The 18,574-nt window shown below is 67.9% G+C and carries 20 protein-coding genes, 2 tRNA genes and 1 rRNA gene; 7 read left to right on the top strand and 16 right to left on the bottom strand.

Annotated features, from left to right (window positions below; translation table 11 throughout):
* A 16S ribosomal RNA gene (locus tag B118_RS0113395) occupies positions 1-104 on the bottom strand; the annotation flags it as partial.
* Positions 105-740: 636 nt separating this feature from the next.
* Here B118_RS0113395 and B118_RS0113390 point away from each other — a divergent pair.
* Positions 741-962, top strand: a complete 222-nt coding sequence (locus B118_RS0113390; RefSeq protein WP_018222991.1) for a hypothetical protein — start codon at positions 741-743, stop codon at positions 960-962.
* A 66-nt stretch (positions 963-1,028) separates the two neighbouring features.
* Here the strand turns inward: B118_RS0113390 and B118_RS0113385 are convergent, their stop codons facing one another.
* The 6 genes from B118_RS0113385 to B118_RS0113360 all read right to left on the bottom strand — a co-directional run bounded on the left by B118_RS0113385 (position 1,029) and on the right by B118_RS0113360 (position 6,508).
* The gene (locus B118_RS0113385) at positions 1,029-1,835 is read right to left on the bottom strand and encodes a carbon-nitrogen hydrolase family protein (protein WP_018812215.1); all 807 of its coding nucleotides are present in this window, start codon (positions 1,833-1,835) and stop codon (positions 1,029-1,031) included.
* 127 nt (positions 1,836-1,962) lie between these two features.
* Entirely contained in the window at positions 1,963-3,252 is a 1,290-nt protein-coding gene (clpX, locus tag B118_RS0113380) for an ATP-dependent Clp protease ATP-binding subunit ClpX (RefSeq protein ID WP_018222989.1), read from the bottom strand.
* Positions 3,253-3,455: 203 nt separating this feature from the next.
* Positions 3,456-4,118 carry an ATP-dependent Clp protease proteolytic subunit gene (locus B118_RS0113375; protein WP_018216646.1) on the bottom strand — a complete coding sequence of 221 codons (663 nt, stop codon included), beginning with the start codon at positions 4,116-4,118 and terminating at the stop codon, positions 3,456-3,458.
* A gap of 14 nt (positions 4,119-4,132) precedes the next feature.
* Complete coding sequence (locus B118_RS0113370; protein WP_018216647.1) at positions 4,133-4,774, bottom strand: ATP-dependent Clp protease proteolytic subunit; 642 nt, start codon at positions 4,772-4,774, stop codon at positions 4,133-4,135.
* A gap of 170 nt (positions 4,775-4,944) precedes the next feature.
* On the bottom strand, positions 4,945-6,291 hold the full coding sequence (gene tig, locus B118_RS0113365; RefSeq protein WP_028192888.1) for a trigger factor: 1,347 nt from the start codon (positions 6,289-6,291) through the stop codon (positions 4,945-4,947).
* Positions 6,292-6,434: 143 nt separating this feature from the next.
* Positions 6,435-6,508, bottom strand: a tRNA-Pro gene (locus B118_RS0113360).
* Positions 6,509-6,787: 279 nt separating this feature from the next.
* On the opposite strand from B118_RS0113360, the gene B118_RS0113355 reads away from it, so the two are divergent.
* The 4 genes from B118_RS0113355 to B118_RS0113340 all read left to right on the top strand — a co-directional run bounded on the left by B118_RS0113355 (position 6,788) and on the right by B118_RS0113340 (position 9,328).
* A tRNA-Gly gene (locus B118_RS0113355) sits at positions 6,788-6,861 on the top strand.
* 422 nt (positions 6,862-7,283) lie between these two features.
* Positions 7,284-7,724: a hypothetical protein gene (locus B118_RS28270; RefSeq protein ID WP_155253054.1), complete on the top strand. Its 441-nt coding sequence runs from the start codon at positions 7,284-7,286 to the stop codon at positions 7,722-7,724.
* Between the two features lie 350 nt (positions 7,725-8,074).
* A complete protein-coding gene (locus B118_RS0113345) occupies positions 8,075-8,638 on the top strand; it encodes a uridine kinase family protein (RefSeq protein ID WP_028192887.1) in 564 nt (187 codons plus the stop codon).
* Positions 8,639-8,761: 123 nt separating this feature from the next.
* Positions 8,762-9,328: a hypothetical protein gene (locus B118_RS0113340; RefSeq protein ID WP_027647981.1), complete on the top strand. Its 567-nt coding sequence runs from the start codon at positions 8,762-8,764 to the stop codon at positions 9,326-9,328.
* 276 nt (positions 9,329-9,604) lie between these two features.
* Here the strand turns inward: B118_RS0113340 and B118_RS0113335 are convergent, their stop codons facing one another.
* The 5 genes from B118_RS0113335 to B118_RS0113315 form a co-directional block, all read right to left on the bottom strand.
* Positions 9,605-10,573, bottom strand: coding sequence for an NAD(P)-dependent alcohol dehydrogenase (locus B118_RS0113335; protein ID WP_028192886.1), 969 nt, complete (start codon positions 10,571-10,573; stop codon positions 9,605-9,607).
* Between the two features lie 12 nt (positions 10,574-10,585).
* Positions 10,586-10,867 carry a hypothetical protein gene (locus B118_RS0113330; protein ID WP_033660542.1) on the bottom strand — a complete coding sequence of 94 codons (282 nt, stop codon included), beginning with the start codon at positions 10,865-10,867 and terminating at the stop codon, positions 10,586-10,588.
* The gene (locus tag B118_RS0113325; protein ID WP_033662313.1) at positions 10,867-11,217 is read right to left on the bottom strand and encodes an ArsR/SmtB family transcription factor; all 351 of its coding nucleotides are present in this window, start codon (positions 11,215-11,217) and stop codon (positions 10,867-10,869) included. Before B118_RS0113325 ends, B118_RS0113330 begins: the two co-directional genes overlap by 1 nt.
* A 222-nt stretch (positions 11,218-11,439) precedes the next feature.
* Positions 11,440-11,760: a DUF6059 family protein gene (locus B118_RS0113320; RefSeq protein WP_018222982.1), complete on the bottom strand. Its 321-nt coding sequence runs from the start codon at positions 11,758-11,760 to the stop codon at positions 11,440-11,442.
* A gap of 162 nt (positions 11,761-11,922) precedes the next feature.
* Entirely contained in the window at positions 11,923-12,564 is a 642-nt protein-coding gene (locus tag B118_RS0113315) for a hypothetical protein (protein ID WP_028192885.1), read from the bottom strand.
* 141 nt (positions 12,565-12,705) lie between these two features.
* On the opposite strand from B118_RS0113315, the gene B118_RS0113310 reads away from it, so the two are divergent.
* Complete coding sequence (locus B118_RS0113310) at positions 12,706-13,023, top strand: hypothetical protein (RefSeq protein WP_018827674.1); 318 nt, start codon at positions 12,706-12,708, stop codon at positions 13,021-13,023.
* Between the two features lie 9 nt (positions 13,024-13,032).
* On the opposite strand, the gene B118_RS0113305 is transcribed toward B118_RS0113310, so the two are convergent.
* Positions 13,033-13,500 carry a ribose-5-phosphate isomerase gene (locus B118_RS0113305; protein ID WP_028192884.1) on the bottom strand — a complete coding sequence of 156 codons (468 nt, stop codon included), beginning with the start codon at positions 13,498-13,500 and terminating at the stop codon, positions 13,033-13,035.
* Between the two features lie 124 nt (positions 13,501-13,624).
* Positions 13,625-14,839 carry a DUF1015 family protein gene (locus B118_RS0113300; RefSeq protein WP_018222978.1) on the bottom strand — a complete coding sequence of 405 codons (1,215 nt, stop codon included), beginning with the start codon at positions 14,837-14,839 and terminating at the stop codon, positions 13,625-13,627.
* A 392-nt stretch (positions 14,840-15,231) separates the two neighbouring features.
* Between B118_RS0113300 and pepN the strand changes: the two genes are divergently transcribed.
* On the top strand, positions 15,232-17,778 hold the full coding sequence (gene pepN / locus B118_RS0113295; RefSeq protein ID WP_018222977.1) for an aminopeptidase N: 2,547 nt from the start codon (positions 15,232-15,234) through the stop codon (positions 17,776-17,778).
* Positions 17,779-17,849: 71 nt separating this feature from the next.
* Here pepN and B118_RS0113290 read toward each other — a convergent pair whose 3' ends face one another.
* Both B118_RS0113290 and ctaJ read right to left on the bottom strand, forming a co-directional pair.
* Positions 17,850-18,263, bottom strand: a complete 414-nt coding sequence (locus B118_RS0113290; RefSeq protein WP_018222976.1) for a DUF5130 family protein — start codon at positions 18,261-18,263, stop codon at positions 17,850-17,852.
* Positions 18,250-18,561, bottom strand: coding sequence for an aa3-type cytochrome oxidase subunit CtaJ (gene ctaJ / locus B118_RS0113285; protein WP_475245615.1), 312 nt, complete (start codon positions 18,559-18,561; stop codon positions 18,250-18,252). Before ctaJ ends, B118_RS0113290 begins: the two co-directional genes overlap by 14 nt.
* Between the last annotated feature and the right edge of the window lie 13 nt (positions 18,562-18,574).

The raw sequence follows: 18,574 nt of genomic DNA, 5'->3' as shown, positions 1-18,574 counted from the left end.
ACCCGTTCGCCGCTCGAGTACCCCGAAGGGCCTTTCCGCTCGACTTGCATGTGTTAAGCACGCCGCCAGCGTTCGTCCTGAGCCAGGATCAAACTCTCCAACAAAAACTTGAAGAAAACCCCAGCAACAAAAAACAATCTGCTGCCAAATTCAAGCCCAAGCCAACCCACCAAACAGCAGGCCAACCCAGACCAAAACGGCACTGGCTTTCCAAACACCCTGTTGAGTTCTCAAAGAACAACCACACACCATCAGAACCCCAAACCAGGGCCCCTCAAGAGGCAACCGCTCTAAACTAGCCGGGCCATTCCGCGCTCGTCAACCTAACGATTCAGGCAACAAACTCATCTTAGCCCACCCACAATCACGCACGCCAACTTGGCGGTCGTTACTGTTGTGAGGATCGGCAGACCGGCCGACATCCGCTTCGCGGCTATCCGCCCGGCTCCTGCCGGCTTCAGTACTCTACCCGGTCGGCTTCGTGATTGCAACTCCGTCTCCGGAGGCGCCTCACACCGCCCGCGCTCCAGCCCCGCTCGGCGATATCGCCACGGTCCTGGTGCCCGCTCTCCACCGGTCTGCCCGGCTTCCCGCGTGCAGAGAGAAAGTTACGCGGTCCCCCCGCAGAAGGCAAATCAAGATCCATCACTGACACCAACCGGCGGCGACGCCCAGCTCCGCCGCCACTACTCAACCCCGTGCAGAAGACCGGAACCGCTCATCCGTGGGAGAGTGTCTGCATGGCCGAGCTGACAGCGACCCCGGTGCTGGCCGAGGAGGTGCTGCTCGGGCTGCTCCTGCCGTTCTGGCAACTCGTCATCGGTGCCTTCGTACTCGTCGTCCTGGTCCTGTCGATCGGCCGGCTGGCTCGTCGGGGACCTTCGCGAATGACAACGGCGCTCCTGGTCACCGCCGCCGCCATCGTCGGCCTCGCAACAATCGGGGTCCTCCTCCAGGACTGAGGACGGATCCGACGAACAGCGGCTCGACGACAAGCCGTTCGCCGCCTGCAACTCAGACGGCTGGGCTCAGGGAGACTGCAGGCGACGGTTGGCCAAGCTCGGCAACTCGGCCCGGACCGTCCGCAGCCGCTCCAGGTCGAGGTCGACAATCGCGAGCCCAGCACCATCTGGCACCTGGGCGAGCACTGTCCCCCAGGGATCTATCACCATGCTGCGCCCGAAGCAGGTACGGCTCGGCTCGTGGTCCCCCGTCTGGGCCGCAGCCGCAACGAAGCACTGGTTCTCGATGGCCCGGGCACGCAACAGCACCTCCCAGTGGTCCCGCCCCGTGTGCAGCATGAACGCTGCCGGGACAAGGAGTAGCTCCGCCTCACCCTCCGTAACGAGCTGACGATAGAGCTCGGGGAAACGGAGGTCGTAACAGATCGACAGCCCAACCCGAATGCCCTCCACGTCTACGACGACCGGCTGCCCGCCAGCGGCGACCGTGGCTGACTCCAGATACGACACCCGACCGGGTATCTCCACGTCGTATAGGTGGATCTTGCGATAGGTGGCGGCGAGCGCCCCGGAGCGATCGAACACCAGACAGGTGTTGTACGAGAGCTCCGGATCCGGGCTCCGCTCGTGAATCGAACCAACCACGACCCAGATACCAAGCCGCTGCGCGGCATCGGCGAAGAAGGTCCCGACCTCCCCGTCCACCGGCTCCGCGACCGGTTGCCCGGCGGCCGGACCGAGATAGTCGACATACTCGGGGAGGATCGCCAGATCGGCGCCGCCGGCCGCCGCCCGCTCCAGCAGGGCCTCGGCGGCTGCCAGATTTGACCCTCGGTCATCCCGGGCATTCAACTGGCAGACCGCGACTCGCATGCACCCAGGTTACGGGCAGGGGAGTCAGCGGAACAGGAGCAGGACTGTGGCCGCGGCAAAGTTGACGGCAGCGAGGTGGCTGGAGGGCCTTTCGGGCTCGGCTAGCCCCCCGAACGGACCAACCCGATCACGCCGACTTATCCTCACGCTCCCGCCGCGCCCGACGGCTGGTGAACTCACGCGGAACAATCGTCGGGTTGACGTTCTCCAACACCACTTCGCGATTGATCAAGACGCGGGCCGCGTCGGGGTTGCTCGGCACCTCGTACATCACGGAGAGCAGAACCTCCTCCATGATCGCGCGAAGGCCGCGGGCGCCGGTGCCCCGGAGCATCGCCTGGTCGGCGATCGCCTCCAGGGCCGACTGCTCGAACTCCAGCTCGACGCCGTCCAACTCGAAGAGGCGCTGGTACTGCCGGACGAGCGCGTTTCGCGGCTCGGTGAGGATCTGTACCAGAGCCTCACGGTCGAGACTGCGAACGTTGGTGATCACCGGCAGCCGACCGATGAACTCGGGGATCAGACCGAACTTCAGCATGTCCTCCGGCATCACCTGGCTGAAGGTGTCATCGGTGGAACGCTCCGAGACCGCCCGCAGCCGGGCACCGAAACCCGTGCCGCCGTGACCGGTACGTGCCTCAATAATCTGGTCGAGGCCGGCGAAGGCACCGCCACAGATGAAGAGCACGTTGGTGGTGTCGATCTGAATGAACTCCTGATGCGGATGCTTGCGGCCGCCCTGGGGCGGAACGTTCGCAACCGTCCCCTCCAGCATCTTGAGGAGGGCCTGCTGCACGCCCTCGCCGGAGACATCGCGGGTGATCGACGGATTCTCCGACTTACGCGCGATCTTGTCGACCTCGTCGATGTAGATGATCCCGGTCTCGGCGCGCTTGATGTCGTAGTCGGCGGCCTGGATCAGCTTGAGGAGGATGTTCTCCACGTCCTCCCCGACGTAGCCGGCCTCGGTCAGGGCAGTGGCGTCAGCGATGGCGAACGGCACGTTGAGCATCCGAGCCAGGGTCTGCGCCAGGTGGGTCTTGCCGCACCCGGTGGGGCCAAGCAGCAGGATGTTGGACTTGGCCAGCTCAACGCTGTCCACGCTGGGCGCACCGGCCGCCTCGGCCTGAATTCGCTTGTAGTGGTTGTAGACCGCGACGGCGAGAGCCTTCTTGGCCTGAGCCTGACCCACGACGTAATTGTCGAGGAACTGGCAGATCTCCATCGGCTTGGGAAGCTCTTCCCACTTCACTTCACCCGACTCGGCCAGCTCTTCTTCGATGATCTCGTTACAGAGATCGATACACTCGTCGCAGATATAGACACCGGGACCAGCGATAAGCTTCTTGACCTGCTTCTGCGATTTCCCACAGAAGGAACACTTCAGTAGGTCGCCGCCGTCACCGATCCGTGCCACCCACAGTCTCCCTGCACTCGTCGGCCGGTGATCCGGCCATGACTCCCGGACACCACGCGCCGCCCATCTCAGCTACCACCGGATCGACCGGCGAAGCGGCACAGACCCGACGTTACCCGCTGGCGCGGATTTCTCCGACCCCTAAAACGGGTGTGTCAGAGGTCGGTCGAGTTTACCCCGGCCGACCCCTGACCCGATCCGGCTCAGTTGGCGGCGTTGGCGGCCAACAAGCCCTTCTTACGGCTGGTGAGGATGGTGTCGACCAACCCGTACTCGCGGGACTCCTCGGCCGTCATAATCTTATCCCGATCGATATCTTTGCGGACCTTCTCCACCGGCTGGTTGCAGTGCCGGGAGAGCATCTCTTCCAGCTGGGTACGCATCCGCAGAATCTCCCGGGCCTGGATCTCGATATCCGAGCCCTGCCCGTAGCCCCCCTCCGTGGCAGGCTGGTGGATGATGATCCGCGAATTCGGCAGTGCCATCCGCTTACCGGGCGTGCCGGCCGAGAGCAGCACCGCCGCTGCACTGGCCGCCTGCCCCAGGCAGACCGTCTGAATATCCGGCCGGACGTACTGCATGGTGTCGTAGATCGCCGTCATGGCCGTGAACGAGCCACCCGGCGAGTTGATGTACATGATGATGTCGCGGTCCGGGTCCGTGCCCTCCAGCGTGAGCAACTGGGCCATCACGTCGTTGGCCGACGCGTCATCCACCTGGACCCCGAGGAAGATGATCCGATCCTCGAAGAGCTTGTTGTACGGGTTGGACTCCTTCACCCCGTACGACGTGCGCTCGACGAAGGACGGCAGGACATAGCGGTTGTGCACGGCCGCGAACTGCGGCGGCAGGCTCAGGTCGGTCATCGTCAGCTCCTCGCTCAGCTCAGGGTCCCGGCGCCTTCCGGAACCTGAGCGGCCCCGGTGATCACCTTGTCGATGAAGCCGTACTCCATGGCCTCCTGGGCGGTGAACCAACGGTCCCGGTCCGAGTCTGCCTCGATCTCCGCCTGAGTCTGGCCGGTGTGGAAGGCGACCCGCTCCTGGAACATCCGCTTGGTGTAGAGCATCTGCTCCGCCTGGATAGCGATGTCCGATGCGGTGCCGCCCATGCCACCCGACGGCTGGTGCATCATGATCCGGGCATGCGGCAGGGCGTACCGCTTGCCCTTGGTGCCGGCGCAGAGCAGCAGCTGACCCATGGAGGCCGCCATGCCCATCGCCACCGTGGACACGTCGTTGTCGATGAACTGCATCGTGTCGTAGATCGCCATGCCCGAGTAGACCGAGCCGCCCGGCGAGTTGATCCAGAGGTTGATGTCGCGGTCCGGGTCCTCCGCGGCGAGCAGCAGCAGCTGCGCGCAGATGCGGTTGGCGACCTGGTCGGTCACCTCGCTGCCCAGGAAGATGATCCGCTCCTTGAGCAACCGGTTGTAGACCGAGTCGTCGAGGTTGCCAATGTTGTCGCCACCGCGGGCGTCGATCGCCCGGAGCGGCGTCGGCGGAATGTGCATGTCGGTCATGGCAGCCCTTCGCTCTCCGTACCGTCCTACCCGACACTAACGGCTCGACCGAGTGGCAGAACCCCGGTCAGGGCACTGTTCGCTCTCAGCGCAGCCCGGTCAGGCGTACCCAAAAACAGGTTTCGGCCGTCGCCCCAGCCAGCGGCGGGGACGGCGGCCGAAACCTAAGATCATTCCGCGTGAGCGTGCGCGGCCTCGTTCTCGGCGCGCAGGGCGTCGAGGCTGACCGCCTCGCCGGTGGCGTCCTTGATCGTGATGCGATCCATGATCGAGGCCAGGGCCTTGCCCCGCCGGACGTCACCGAAGACCGCGCCGGCGGCACCCGAGCGGACCAGCTGGTCGTAGAACTGCTGCGGCGCCACCCCGGCCCGCTGCGCCCGGTGCACGATCTCGTGGCCGAACTCGTCGTCGGAGACCTGAATCTCCTCCGCGTCGGCGACGGTGTCCAACAGGAGCTGAATCTTCACGCCCTGAACGGCCGCCTCGGTGAGCTCGGTGTTGATCTGCTCCTCGGTCTTCTCCTCGGCCGCGAGGTACTCCTCCATCGAGGCGCCGATCCGCTCAAGCTGATCCACCATCGCCGCCTTGCGGCTCTCGACCTCCTCGCGGACGACCCCCTCCGGCGCCGGCACCTCGACCGCCTCGACAATCTGCTCGAGGGCCTTGTCCCGGGCGGCGTAGATCTGCTCGACCTGCTTACTCCGGGTCACCCGCTCGCGGACGTCGTCGCGAAGCTCCGCCATGGTGTCGAACTCACTCGCCAGCTCGGCGAAGTCGTCGTCCAGCTCCGGCAGCTCCTTCTCCTTGACCGTGCGGACGGTCACCGAGACCTCGGCGTCGCGGCCGGCGTGGTCCCCGCCGACCAGCTGCGTGGTGAAGGTGGTGCTCGTGTCGGCCGCCAGGCCGACGACGGCCTCATCCAGGCCCGGCAGGAGCTGCTTGCTGCCGACCTCGTGCGAGAGGTTGGTCGCCGAGCCCCCCGGGACCTCCTCGCCGTCAACGGTCGCGTTCAGGTCGATCTGCACGAAGTCGCCCTCGGCGGCTGCCCGCTCGACGGTCTTCAGCGTCGCGAACCGCTCCCGCAGGCTCTGCACCTGCTCGTCAATCTCGCTGTCATCGATCTTGAGCTCATCGACGGTCACCTCGACCGTCGACAGGTCGGGGAGGTTGAGCTCCGGCCGGATGTCCACCTCGGCGGTGAAGTTGAGCGAGTCACCGTCCGCGAACTCGGTGATCTCGACCTCGGGACGACCAAGCGTCTTCAGGTCATGCTCGCGCACCGCCGAGAGGATGTTCTGCGGGATGGCCTCCTGGACCGCCTCGTTGAGCACGGTGCCCCGGCCGACCCGCTGATCGATCACGGCGGCCGGAACCTTCCCCCGGCGGAAGCCGGGAACCTGGACCTGCTGGCCGATCTCCCGGTACGCCTTCTTGAGGCTCGGCTCGAGCTCGACGAACGGCACCTCGATGGCGAGCCGCACGCGCGTCGGGCTCAGAGTCTCGACGGTGCTCTTCACAGGCGTACTCCTTGACGGATCTTGGTGGTCTGGGCGCTGTCTACAGCCCATCGAGTGTAGGCGAGCCGGTACGGCCTGCAGGCAGTGCCCGGGAACCACACGTAGAACGGCGGCACCCGGGTCGACCCGGCCGCGAACGACAGTCGGGGTGGCGGGATTTGAACCCACGGCCCCTCGCTCCCAAAGCGAGTGCGCTACCAAGCTGCGCCACACCCCGTGGCGGGATGCAGTCTATGCCGTCCACGCCACCGCATAGTTCCCCGGGGCCACATCCGATCGCGTGTTCCGCCGTAGGGTCGACCGACGGAGCCCACCAGCCGGCTTGGAGTAGCGGCAGCGGGAACCCCTCGGTCGCGCCGCACCGACCGCAGGCTGAGCTCTCCCGAGCCCGCCCGGCCTGTGCCCGAGGTTCGTTCCCGACCACAGCCATGGGCAGGCTACGCGGAGATCGGCGGCATTGGGTACGCTGTCGGCGCGCCTCCACACGGAGGCCGTCGCGGGCGTAGCTCAATGGCAGAGCTTCAGTCTTCCAAACTGACGGTGCGGGTTCGATTCCCGTCGCCCGCTCCAACAACCTCCGGCCCAGGTCAGAGGCGGCATCCCGCAATTCTGGGCTGGTCGGACACTCCCCCGCTCCGATCTTGCCGGTCAGCCGTGGGCGGAGGCTGTGGCGAGGGTGTCAGCCGGTATGGCGCAGGTCATGGAAGTGAGAGCCGGGCAGCCCGAGCGCTGCGACCGTCCGCGTCCACCTGGCCGCACGGCCGAAGTTGCCGGATTACCGCAGCATGCCCTGCCGGATCACCGCAGCATGCCCTGCCGGATCACCCCAGCATGCCCTTGAGCGCCGACAGATATCGGTGATCTGCTCAATGCGCATGCCGCCGTCAGATAGCAGGGACCCGAAGCTGTGTCGTAGCTCGCGTGCGGTTCGGTCGTACGGATCAAGGTCCGCTCTGGCAACAATCGGAGCGCACGAAGACTGGAAGGGTGTCTTGACCTCGACGGAGTTGGAACTCTTCGCGGACTACCACCAGGTCCACGTGTTCGACGACGGGTCCGTCACCGACCTTGGGGACGCCTGGACCGATGAGGCGGTGCTCGACGACCTTGCCGTTGACACGGACGCCATGGCGGTCGGCACCGCCGTCAACGTCAACGTGGCCGTGACGGTAGAGATGCTGGAGGCAGCGCCAGAAGACGACAGCGCGGAGTTCGACCACGTTCTGGAGGCAAGCCTGCACGTTCCCTCAGGCCGACTCGTCGTCATGGGCTGCACCGACCACGAGCCGGAAGCCGCACGGTTCGAGATAGCGGCGGGACCGGTTCGCGTACGAGCCGCGAGAAGCAACCTGGCCGACGCAGAACGTCTCGGCATTGATGCCGACAACGCTGGACAGTGCTCCTTTACCCAGTTTGTCAACCGCACGAGCTGATCCCGGAGTTCAGCAGGTCCACCAACCTGGACGTGGTCAACACAGCTACCCCCACGCTCCAGCCTGACGTATCCAGTCGGCCATATCTCGGCTACGCCGGACGTCTCACCCAGCCTGAGCGTCACGCTTGCCAATGGATCGATCGGGGTCAGCAACTCGTCCAGATCCGCACCCCATGCCTCATGGCTGATTCCGCCCAACTCCCAGCCTCGCTTGAGGGATCTGCACACCTCCACAATGACAGGTAGGTCGAGCGGGTCCACACCTGCATCGTACGGCGGTGGGCCGGGATGACCACGAGGGCGACCAACCGCCGCCTCTGATCATGGTCAGCGCAGTAGGGTCTCGCCGTGACCGTCAACACCATCGATCGGCTTGCCGCCGCTGTTGCCGCCCGTAGGCCGATCAACGTCATCCGCATCGTTGGCATCGACGGCCCGAGCGGCTCCGGAAAGAGCCACCTTGCCCGTGACCTCTCGGCGGCACTCCACGCGCCGATCATCGAGATCGACGACTTCGTGTCGTGGGACAACTTCGCCGGCTGGTGGCCTCGCTTTGACGCCCAGGTACTCACCCCACTGCTTCGCGGCCAGGATGCCCACTATCAAGCGCGGGACTGGACGGACTGGTACGGCAACAGGCTCGGCGAGTGGAAGACCCTACCCTGGGCCCCGGTCGTGATCTTCGAAGGACTCACCTGCACCCGCCGCGACACGATCGGTCGGCTCGCCTACGCGGTCTGGGTCGACGCACCGGCACCGTTACGGCTGACGCGCGGCCTCACCCGCGACCGCTCCTTCGCCGGCGCCGCGCAACTCTGGCAGAAGTGGATGGTCGAGGAGGAGGAATTCTTCGCCGCGGATGGCACCCGCGACCGCGCCGACCTCGTCATCGACATCGCACATCGTGGCTGACCGCTAACGCACACCCGGGCCACAACCGTCCCGGCGCGGAAGCAACTCTTCCAACGTAGCGAAGCCCACCCGCCATTGGTATGGTCCACTGCCGCATCGATGAGTCCGGCGGGAAGGGGCATTATGTCGTCCGAGGTCCTACTCTTCACCGGGGCTGTAGGTGCGCTCTTGGCGACAGCCGTCCTGCTTGGCAGGACACTGGCCAAGCGGCGGCACTGGCGAATTCTGCCCATGATGGGCTCCCTTACCGCCTCGGTAATAGTGCTGACGGTGGCCACGGGGCCGTTCGGTGCACGTTCACTGGCGGTGATGCTGGCCGCCGCGCTGTGGGGTGCGGTCCTCTTCTCCACCGCCAGCTTGGTGCGACACTCGCACTCCCTCCTTGCGACCGTTGTCAGCGTGATTGGTGGTGTCATAGCGATCAACGCGGCGCTGGTTGCCTTTGTGGTAGTGAGGTTCAGCTCGACGGACGCCCCCCGGGAGTACGCCCTGCACTGGTTGCCCGCGATGCTGACCGGTGCGGTCAAGGATCTGGGTGGGGTGCGCAGCGAGACCGAGACGCCGCTGTGGGTGCACATGTCCGAGGACGCCAGCTTGTTGCCGTTGCTGATGGTCGTGCTGACGGGCTTCGCCCTGTCCTACGTCGTGCGACGAGGGGCCCTCACCCGTACGGCCGGTGTTGCGGGCTGAGCTGGCGCTTGGACCCGGTTGGCGAGATTCGCCCAGTGAAAGCTCAACCCGGCGAACGACAGCGACCAGAGGCCGGCGCCACACCCGGCCCAGGAGCCCCGTCGCCCCCCGACCGTGCCGGCGGCGCCCTCGCTGCGTCGGTCGTCGTTGTTCGCGGTGCTCCGGCTCATGTTGCCTCCCGGTAAATCGGCCCGATTCGGTAGCGCCGTGCGGTCCAGCACGGGCTACCGCCCGCCGGGCGCTGACGGGACACCACCGAAGGGGCGAAGCGGCCGGTCAGATGGTGATGACGACCTTTCCCTGGGCGTGACCTCCCTCGAGATAGCTGATCGCCTCGGGTACCTCGCTCAGGGGATAGGTCCGGTCGAGGACCGGGGTGACCTTTCCGGATTCGAAGAGATCGGAAAGCGCCGCCAGGTCGTCCCGGTTGGGGCTCGCCACGAAGAACACCAGGCGTTGCCGTACGAACGGGGACAGGGCGAGCCCACGGAGCACGCGAGCCAGGGGGCCGAGCAGCCCGTCGCCCGAACCGCTGTTCAGGATGAATGTGCCCCGCGGGGTGAGGATGCGTCGGCAGGCGAGGAGCGGGTGGTTGCCGACGTTGTCGAGGAGCAGGTCGTAGCGCTGTCCGCTGCGGGTGAACTCCGCTGTGGTGTAGTCGATGACGTGGTCGGCGCCCAGGTCGCGGACCAGCTCGACGTTTCGGCTGCTGCAGACCCCGGTCACCTCGGCTCCCAGCGCCTTGCCGATCTGCACGGCGAAGGTGCCCACGCCACCCGCCGCGCCGTTGACCAGGAGCCGCTGACCGGGTTGCAGCCGCCCGTGGTGGCGTAGCGCCTGGTAGGCGGTGAGGGCGGCCACCGGCACGGAGGCGGCCTGTTCCGGGGTCAGGCGGGCCGGCTTCTTCAGCACTCCGGCGTCGTGGCGCATCGTGACGTACTCGGCGAACGCCCCCTGTTGCAGGGCGAACACCTCGTCTCCCACCTGGAGCGTGGTGACATTACTGCCCACCGCCTCGACCTGCCCGGCCAGGTCGTACCCGAGCGTGTTCGCCTTGGGGCGGGTCAGTCCACCCTGGGCCCGGGTGATGTACGGGCTGCCTCGCATCATGTGCCAGTCCACCGGGTTGACCGAGGCGGCCCGCACCCGGACCAGCACGTCGTCGGCACCGACGGCTGGCATGTCAAGATCTTCAAGGGTGAGGACCTCGGGCGAGCCGTACGCGTAGAAACGGATTCCTTTCATCGGTTTCCCCTCTCATTCCACGCTGCGGAGGATGTGTTCGATCGATGCCGTACGGGTTCGTAGTTCGGCGAGGTCAACGGCGCTCCGCTGCTGGGCGTCGAGAGTGTTCTCGGCGAGCTTCTCGAACCGGTGCACGAGCTGACGCAGGTCGTCTGCGCGGGCGGCTGCCCGCTTCTCTTTTCGGCCCTCGAACAGCCCGACGATGACCAGGGCGACCAGAAAGGCCGCCACGATGACCACGACCAGCAGGAAGACTGTCGTTGGCCAGGACATTTCCCCTCCAAGCGGGTCCATTACGTTGACTCCTTGGGTGCGGGACCCTTTCCTGGGTCCGGCCGGGTAAGGGTCTGGACCGCCTCGGCCACCGCCGATGCGGTCAGGTGCAGGTCGAAGTCGGTGACTTCGTAGTACTTCATGGCTTTGCCCTCGTCGGAGAGCTCGAGCCGGCCGGTGATCAGGCCTGCCGCCTCCAGCCGCCGCAGGTGCATGTGCAGGAGTGGACGACTCACTCCAAGCTCGCGGGCCAGCTGGCTCACGTAGTCACGACGGCCGGCCAAGGTCGCGACGATGCGCAGTCGAATCGGATTGGCCAGAGCCGCCAGCATCTCGACCAGGTCGTCTCCGGTCGGTCCGCCCACTGACACAAGACCCCTTCACGTGTCATTTTTTCCTTACACGTGAAACACTAGCAGTCACCACCCCCGCCGGCAATGCTCACCGCCGTTCGACCCGGAGCTGCAGCAACGAGCACCCGACCGGCCAGGGCCGCGACCCACGATCGAGGCCACTGCGGGATCCGGGCTCGTCGGCGGCGGGCTGGACGGCACACAGCTGACCGCCACCCGCGACTCAGGGGGCTCCGACGATCACCACAACCGGAGCCAGATCCGCCGCTCCTCGTCGGTGAGGGGCTGATCTGGGACCAGCCGCTCCGGGTGGCCCGGCGGCGGCTGCTCGGAGACCCGCCGCGGCCTGGAAGCGCCAGCCGGCGGCCCCCCGACGACCGGGGAAGAACTGTCGGCCAGGGCAGAATCGCCTTCCGGCCCGGCACCGCCCGCGGGCGCCGCGTCACCCCAACGGGCCCGACCGCCCCGCAGAATCTCCCGGGGATCCATTCCGACGACCGACGCCCCGAACAGGCTCAGGCCGAACGCCAGCTCGGACTTGATGCGCCGGAGCCAACCCATCAGCCCGCCACCCCCGGAACCGGAGCGGCGCAGTCGGCAACCAGCCCGGCCACTGATGCGTACGTCACGGGGCTCCTCGGGTCCGACGCCAAGCTGAGCCGACCGATTCTCCCGAGCCCCACTCAACAGCGACTCAAGTCAACGGACCGAAGACCGCCCCCGTCAGCTGTTGGTAATCCAGCTCCAGAACGACACCACCCACTCGGTCTGCTTGAGCCACCCGAAGCCGAGGCTGACGAGAAAGACAGCCGTCACCAGGTGCGCGCCGCGGGCGCCACGTCGCACCCGGCCCAGACGCTGCTCCAGTACCACCCGGCCAACGAGCCGGGCGAGGGCGAAGAGCCCGACCGCCACCAGCAGACTCAACAAGAAGATCAACAGTGGTGCGGCGAGGTTGCCGCCACCCGAAATCGCCCAGATCCCCCAACAGACGAACGCGAAGAGCGCTCCGCCGGCGCTCCACTCCCGGCCCGGGCGGAGCTGCGCGAGGTGCCAGCTCATCGGCCGACGCGAAGCCCGCGCCCCCGGCCAGCCCGCTCCGACCTCCTCCTGCTCGACCGCCGGGAACGGCGTGGTCCGACGGGCACCGGACTGCCCTACCGAAGCCACCCCCCGCTGGAAGGCATCCGGCTGCGGCGGCACCCCGGCCTCCGGCTGCGGCGGCACCCCGCCTCCCCACTGCGGCGGAACCCCGACCCCGGGCTGCGGCGGCACCCCGACCCCGGGCTGCGGCGGAACCCCGACGCCTGACTGCGGCGGCACCTCGACGGTCCGCTCGGCCCACGGTTGCGTCTGGTCGGCCATGTCGTCCCTCCCCTGGACCAGACGGGGACCGGCGGACCCCGTCTAACTATCGAGGGTAGCCAGCACACAAAGATGGGTCCGGTTGGCACCGGGCTCCCGCGGCCATGGAGGTCATCGGACAACCCGGGGTACGGTCGTTGGATGGGTGACGTGGAACGACGACGACGGCGGCACCGGAAGCCCGCTGACCGCACCACCGAGAGCCCGAGCCCGGCCCCCACAGCGGCCGGGGCAGCGAGCGGCGGCCGGCCATCCCGGGTCCGCCGGGGCGGCGCCGACGAGAGCGAACGAGGGCTGCGGGGCCTGGTCGGCTCGGGCTCGTCGCAGCTGAGCGTGACCGCGGCGATGCGGGCCCGGGACGCCACCCGCCCGACGGAGCAGGACCTGGTGGAGGCGGAGGCCCGGGTGGTCCTGGTCCGCCGGAACTGGGTTCCGCGCGAGGACCTCCCCCGTCGGTGACGACCCGGTTCAGGGCAGGTCCGGAAGCTTCCGGGTGCGCTCGTAAGCGGCCACCTGGCCGATGCGGCGGGTGTGCCGTTGCTTCTCGGAGAACGGGGTGGTCAGGAACGCCTCGACGATGGCGGTGGCCTCATCGAGGGTGTGCTGCCGCCCGCCGATCGCGACAATGTTGGCGTTGTTGTGCTCCCGGGCCAGGTGCGCGGTCTCGATATTCCAGGCCAGCGCGGCCCGAACACCGTCGATCTTGTTTGCGGCGATCTGCTCACCGTTGCCGGAGCCCCCGATGACCACGCCGAGGCTACCCCGATCGGTAACCACCCGGTCGCCGGTGTGTAGGCAGAATGCCGGATAGTCGTCGTCCGGGTCGTAGGCGCGCGGGCCGACGTCAACCACGTCGTACCCCTCCTTGGCCAGATGGTTGGCCAAGTGCGCCTTCAGCTCGAAACCGGCGTGGTCGGATCCCAGGTAGACACGCATACCGGGCAGTCTGACAGGACGTGTCTCCGACCGACGCTCGCGGGTCGGTCGGAGACACCTTCAGCACAGTCCGGGAAGAGCTCAGCACAGCCCGGGAGATGTCAGCCAGCCCGGGCGGGTGTGCCTACTTTCCGCCCGGTCCGGACAGCAACTCGGCGACGACCAGGCCGCCCCGGGCCTTCGGGGTGAACCAGGTGCTCTTGCGGGGCATCTTCTCCCGCGCCAGGTTCACCGCGACGAAGTCGTCCACGGTCACCGGTGCGACGAGAACGGCCAGCTCGGCGCGGCCGGCGTCAACCTCACCGGTGAGCCAGCTCGCCGGGTAGTCGCCGCCGACGTAGGTGATCCGCTTGTCGCCCGGGTCCAGCCCCAGCGCGTCCCGCAGCAACAACCGCTCGACCAGGGCATGATCCAGGTTCTCCAGGCGCCCCGCACCGACCTGGGGCAGGCGTACGGCGTACGCCGCATCGGGGAGCCGGAGGTGGATGGTGCCGCCGGCCGCCGGGACCTCGACCGGGCCGTCGATTGGCTCGACCTGGGCGCCGGCCGCGCGAAGCCGGTCGATCAGCTCAGCTGGGCTGACGGTGAGCTCGTCAACCAGCCGGTTGTACGGGGCGATGGCGACCGAGGCCGGCGTGGTGACCACGGCCAGGAAGCGCGACAGCCCGCCGGTCTGCGCCGCGAGACTGCGGTGGTTGCCGTCGGCGACGACCAGCTCGCCACCGCCGGCCAAAGCGGTCAACTCGTCCTGCTGCTCGCCCGGACCGACCAGCCAGATGGCGTGCGTCCGTCCGGTCTGGTCGGTGTCGGTCGCCGCCGGCACCCCGGCCCGGTCGGCCGCCGCAGCGAGGGCGGCGTGCAGCTCGTCGCCCCGGCCGGTCTGCAGCAGGAGCACCGGCGACAACAGATGCCCCAGCGCCTCGGCCAAGGCCACCCGCTCGCGCACCTTGGCGATGAAGACATCCTCGTTGCGGATGACCAAGCCCGGCTCGGCGGTGCTGGTGGAGATCTGGTCGGTGTCGACCATGACGAACAGCCCGTATCCGGGCTCCTCCTGCGGGGCGCTGATCCGGTAGAGGACCACCACCTGTTCGGCGGGCGTGTAGCTGCCCGCCGCCTTCGCCTCGGCGAGCCGGGCTACCGCCTCCGGGAGCGCTTCGAGAAAGGCCTTCCCCCGGCTCTCCGGGGCCCGATGCGGCATCTCGATGCCGAGGGCGCTGTGCGGATTCGCCGCAATGATCGAGGTGATCTCCGCGTCGTCAGCGAACTCGTCGTAGTTCTGCGCGCCGGTGCCGCCAGTGGTGATCCAGGCCCGGGCAATTGGATGGGCGACCGTCATGCCCGCTGACGCTACCGGTATCGCTCACCCCCGGTGTCCGGGCCCACCCACGGTGTGGCGGAGCACCCGCGGGCACCGGCGGAACTGCGGGCCCCAGCCATCTCCCGGCGACCCGGGGCCCGCCTCGTGGCCGGCGCGCAGCGCATCGTCGTACTCGGTGCTGTCGACGGCCCCGGCCAGCTCCGGGTCCAGTCCGGTACGCCGCTTCTCGACGCCCGCACCGATCCTCGCCGCAGGTTCCCAGGCACAACACGGAAGGAGACCGTGACCTGTCCCACCCACCGGCCTGGGTGCGTGTAAGACTCGACTCGCGTGACCGCTACGAGCGGTTGCCCGACGACGCCGCGGTCGACGTGCGGTGAGACGAGAGATGGAGACGAACAGTGCCGGGAGTGCGCAACCTGACGCAGGCGGAGGCCATCGAGCGAAGCCGGCTACTCGACGTGACCGGGTACGACATCAACCTGGACCTGTCGAGCGCCGTGCAGGCCGAAGGCGACACGTTCCGGTCCCGGACCGAGGTCCGATTCCGGTGCAGTGAGCCGGGTGCGAGTACCTTCATCGAGGTCGCCGCACATTCGGTCCGGTCGGCCACCCTGAACGGCACCTCCCTGGAGCTGGGTGGCTGGTCGGCGGAGGCGGGGCTCACCCTGCCCGACCTGGCCGCCGAGAACACCCTCGTGGTGGACGCGGACTTCGCGTACTCCAACAGTGGTCAGGGGCTACACCGCACGGTGGATCCGGTCGACGGCGAGACCTACCTCTACAGCCAGTTCGAGACGGCGGACGCGCAACGGGTCTACGCGGCCTTCGACCAGCCCGACCTGAAGAGTGTCTACACCTGGCACGCCACCGTGCCGGAGCACTGGAAGGTCGTCTCCAACATGCCGGTGGAGCGGGAGGAGCCGGCCGGCGAGGGCCGCAAGACGGTCCACTTCGTGGAGTCGGTGCGGATGAGCACCTACATCACCGCGCTCTGCGCCGGGCCCTACCACGAGGTGCGGGACAGCCACGACGGCATCGACCTGGGTGTCTTCGTTCGCGCCTCGATGGCGCAGTACCTGGACGCCGACGATCTCTTCCTGATCACGAAGCAGGGCTTCGACTTCTTCCACGACCAGTTCGACATTCGGTACCCGCTGCCCAAGTACGACCAGCTCTGGGTGCCGGACTTCAACGCGGGCGCGATGGAGAACTTCGGCTGTGTCACGCACGCCGAGTCGCTGTTCATCTTCCGGTCGCAGGTCACCGACTTCGAGTACGAGCAGCGCGCCAACACGATTCTGCACGAGCTGGCACACATGTGGTTCGGCGACCTGGTCACCATGCGCTGGTGGAACGACCTCTGGCTGAACGAGTCGTTCGCCGAGTGGGCCAGCCACTGGTGCAACACCCACGCGACCCGCTTCTCCGAGGCGTGGACCACCTTCCTCTCCGTCCGGAAGAACTGGGGCTACCGACAGGACCAGCTCTCCTCCACCCACCCGGTCTACTGCGAGATGCCGGACCTGGAGGCGGTCGAGGTCAACTTCGACGGGATCACGTACGCCAAGGGCGCGAGCGTGCTCAAGCAGCTCGTCGCGTACGTGGGCGAGGAGCCGTTCCGGGCCGGGCTCCGGTCGTACTTCCGCAAGCATGCCTGGGGTAACGCCACTTTCGACGACCTGCTCTCCGAGTTGGAGACGGCCTCCGGGCGGGAGCTGCGCAAGTTCGCCGCCCAGTGGCTGGAGACCGCCCAGGTGAACACGCTGCGCCCGGAGCTGACGATCGGCCCCGACGGCAACTACCAGCGGGTCGTGGTCCGCCAGGAGGCGCCGGCCGACCACCCGACCCTGCGTACCCACCGGATCGGGGTCGGCCTCTACGACCGCACCGATGGCCGGCTGGTCCGCCGCGAGCGGTTGGAGGTCGACGTCATCGGCGAGACGACGGAGCTGCCCGAGCTGGCCGGGGTTCCCGCCGCGGACGTGCTGCTACTCAACGACGACGACCTGACCTACACCAAGCTGCGGCTCGACGAGCGGTCGATGGCCACCGTGGTGCAGCACATCACCGGCTTCGAGTCGTCGCTGGCGCGGGCGCTGTGCTGGACTGCCGCGTGGGACATGATCCGTGACGCCGAGCTGGCCGCCCGCGACTATGTGGCGCTGGTGCTCGCCGGCCTCCCCGCCGAGACCGACATCAACCTGGTCACCGCCACCCTGCGGCAGGTCACCACCGCCCTCACCTTCTACGCCGACCCGACGTGGGCACCGAGTGGCTGGGCCGACCTGGCCCGGACCGCGAAGACCGCCCTCGCCACCGCCGAGCCGGGCAGCGGCTTCCAGCTCGCCTGGGCTCGGGCGTACGCCTCCGCCGGTCGTTCGGCTGAGGACCTGGCGACGTTGCGTGGCTGGCTGGAGGGGAACGGGGTCCCGTCCGGGCTGCGGATGGACACCGAGCTGCGGTGGACGGTGCTTACCGCGCTGGTGGCCAACGGCGCGGCCGGCCCCGACGACATCGAGGCGGAGCTGGCCACCGACCGCACCGCCAGTGGCGAGCGGGAAGCCGCGTTGGCGCACGCGCTCGTGCCCACGCCGGAGAACAAGGCAGCCGTCTGGGCCCGGTTGACCGGTCCGGAGCCGCTGCCGAACTGGCGGCACCGCGCGCTGCTGCGGGGCTTCGCCCACCCGACGCAGGTCGAGCTGGTCCGTCCCTACCGGGAGCGGTACTTCGCCACCATCGCGCAGGTCTGGGCCAGCCGGGACAGTGAGCCGGCGCAGGAATTCGCCCTGCTGGCGTACCCGGCGTACCTGGTCGAGGAGGAGACCGTGGCGGCGACCGACGGGTGGCTGGCCGGTGTGGGCCAATCGGCACCGCTGCGGCGGCTGGTCGCCGAGGGCCGCGACGGCGTCGTCCGGGCTCTCAAGGCCCGGGCGCGGGACGCCCGAAGCGGCTGACACGCAACGGCCCGGGGTCGGTGTGGAGCGTTCGCCCACACACCGACCCCGGGCCGAGTGCCTACCGCGGGTCAGCAGCCCTTACCGGCGTGACTGGCCAGCTGGTCCAGGCCGGTGACGATGCCACCGGTGAGGTCGCCGCCCCCGAAGGCTGCCACCATCGACAGCGCGGCGAGCCGCGCGTACGTGTCCGGGATGCGCCGACGGGCGTGCTGGCCGGTGACGATCTCCAGCTGCCGCTGGTTCGGTGAGATCGCGATCAGGACCGACCGGTTGGGGTCGGCGAGCTGGCGGTGCCGCCGCTCGGCGTCTTCCCGGACCGGCTCGTCGAGTCCACCGACGAAAATCGAGAAGGTCAGCCCGGTGCTCTGGTCGGCCAGGCGCATGGCCTCGTCAACGCGGAGCAGCTGACGGGTCGAGAACGGGCCGTCCAACTCCGGCGGGGCCGCCGTCTCGGACGACGACTGCAGTTCACCAACGGTCACTTGCGCCTCCGGTTCCACCGACCGGCGCCTGCTGGCCGGCCTGCTCCTGCTTACGGCCCGTCAACGCGGGCGCCTGGGCGCCGGCCGTCAGTGCGGTGCCCGCCGAGTCGGCCAGCTCCTCCGGAGTACTCAGGAACCAGACCGGAGTGAAGTCAAAGGGCCGGCCGGGCCGGTAGCGCTTGCCACCGCCACCAGCGCCGCGGCTGCTGGCGGCGTATGCCACACCAGCAATCACCAGCGCTGCTACCGCCGGGATTCCGACGAAGACCAGCAACGTATCGGTTACAGACAATCCCAACGCCCCCAGGCGA

This window comes from Salinispora pacifica CNR114, assembly GCF_000514775.1.
GTDB classification, from domain to species: Bacteria; Actinomycetota; Actinomycetes; order Mycobacteriales; family Micromonosporaceae; genus Micromonospora; species Micromonospora pacifica.
The sequence above is the reverse complement of the archived record's forward strand: the minus strand, read 5'-3'. Positions and strand labels throughout refer to the sequence as shown.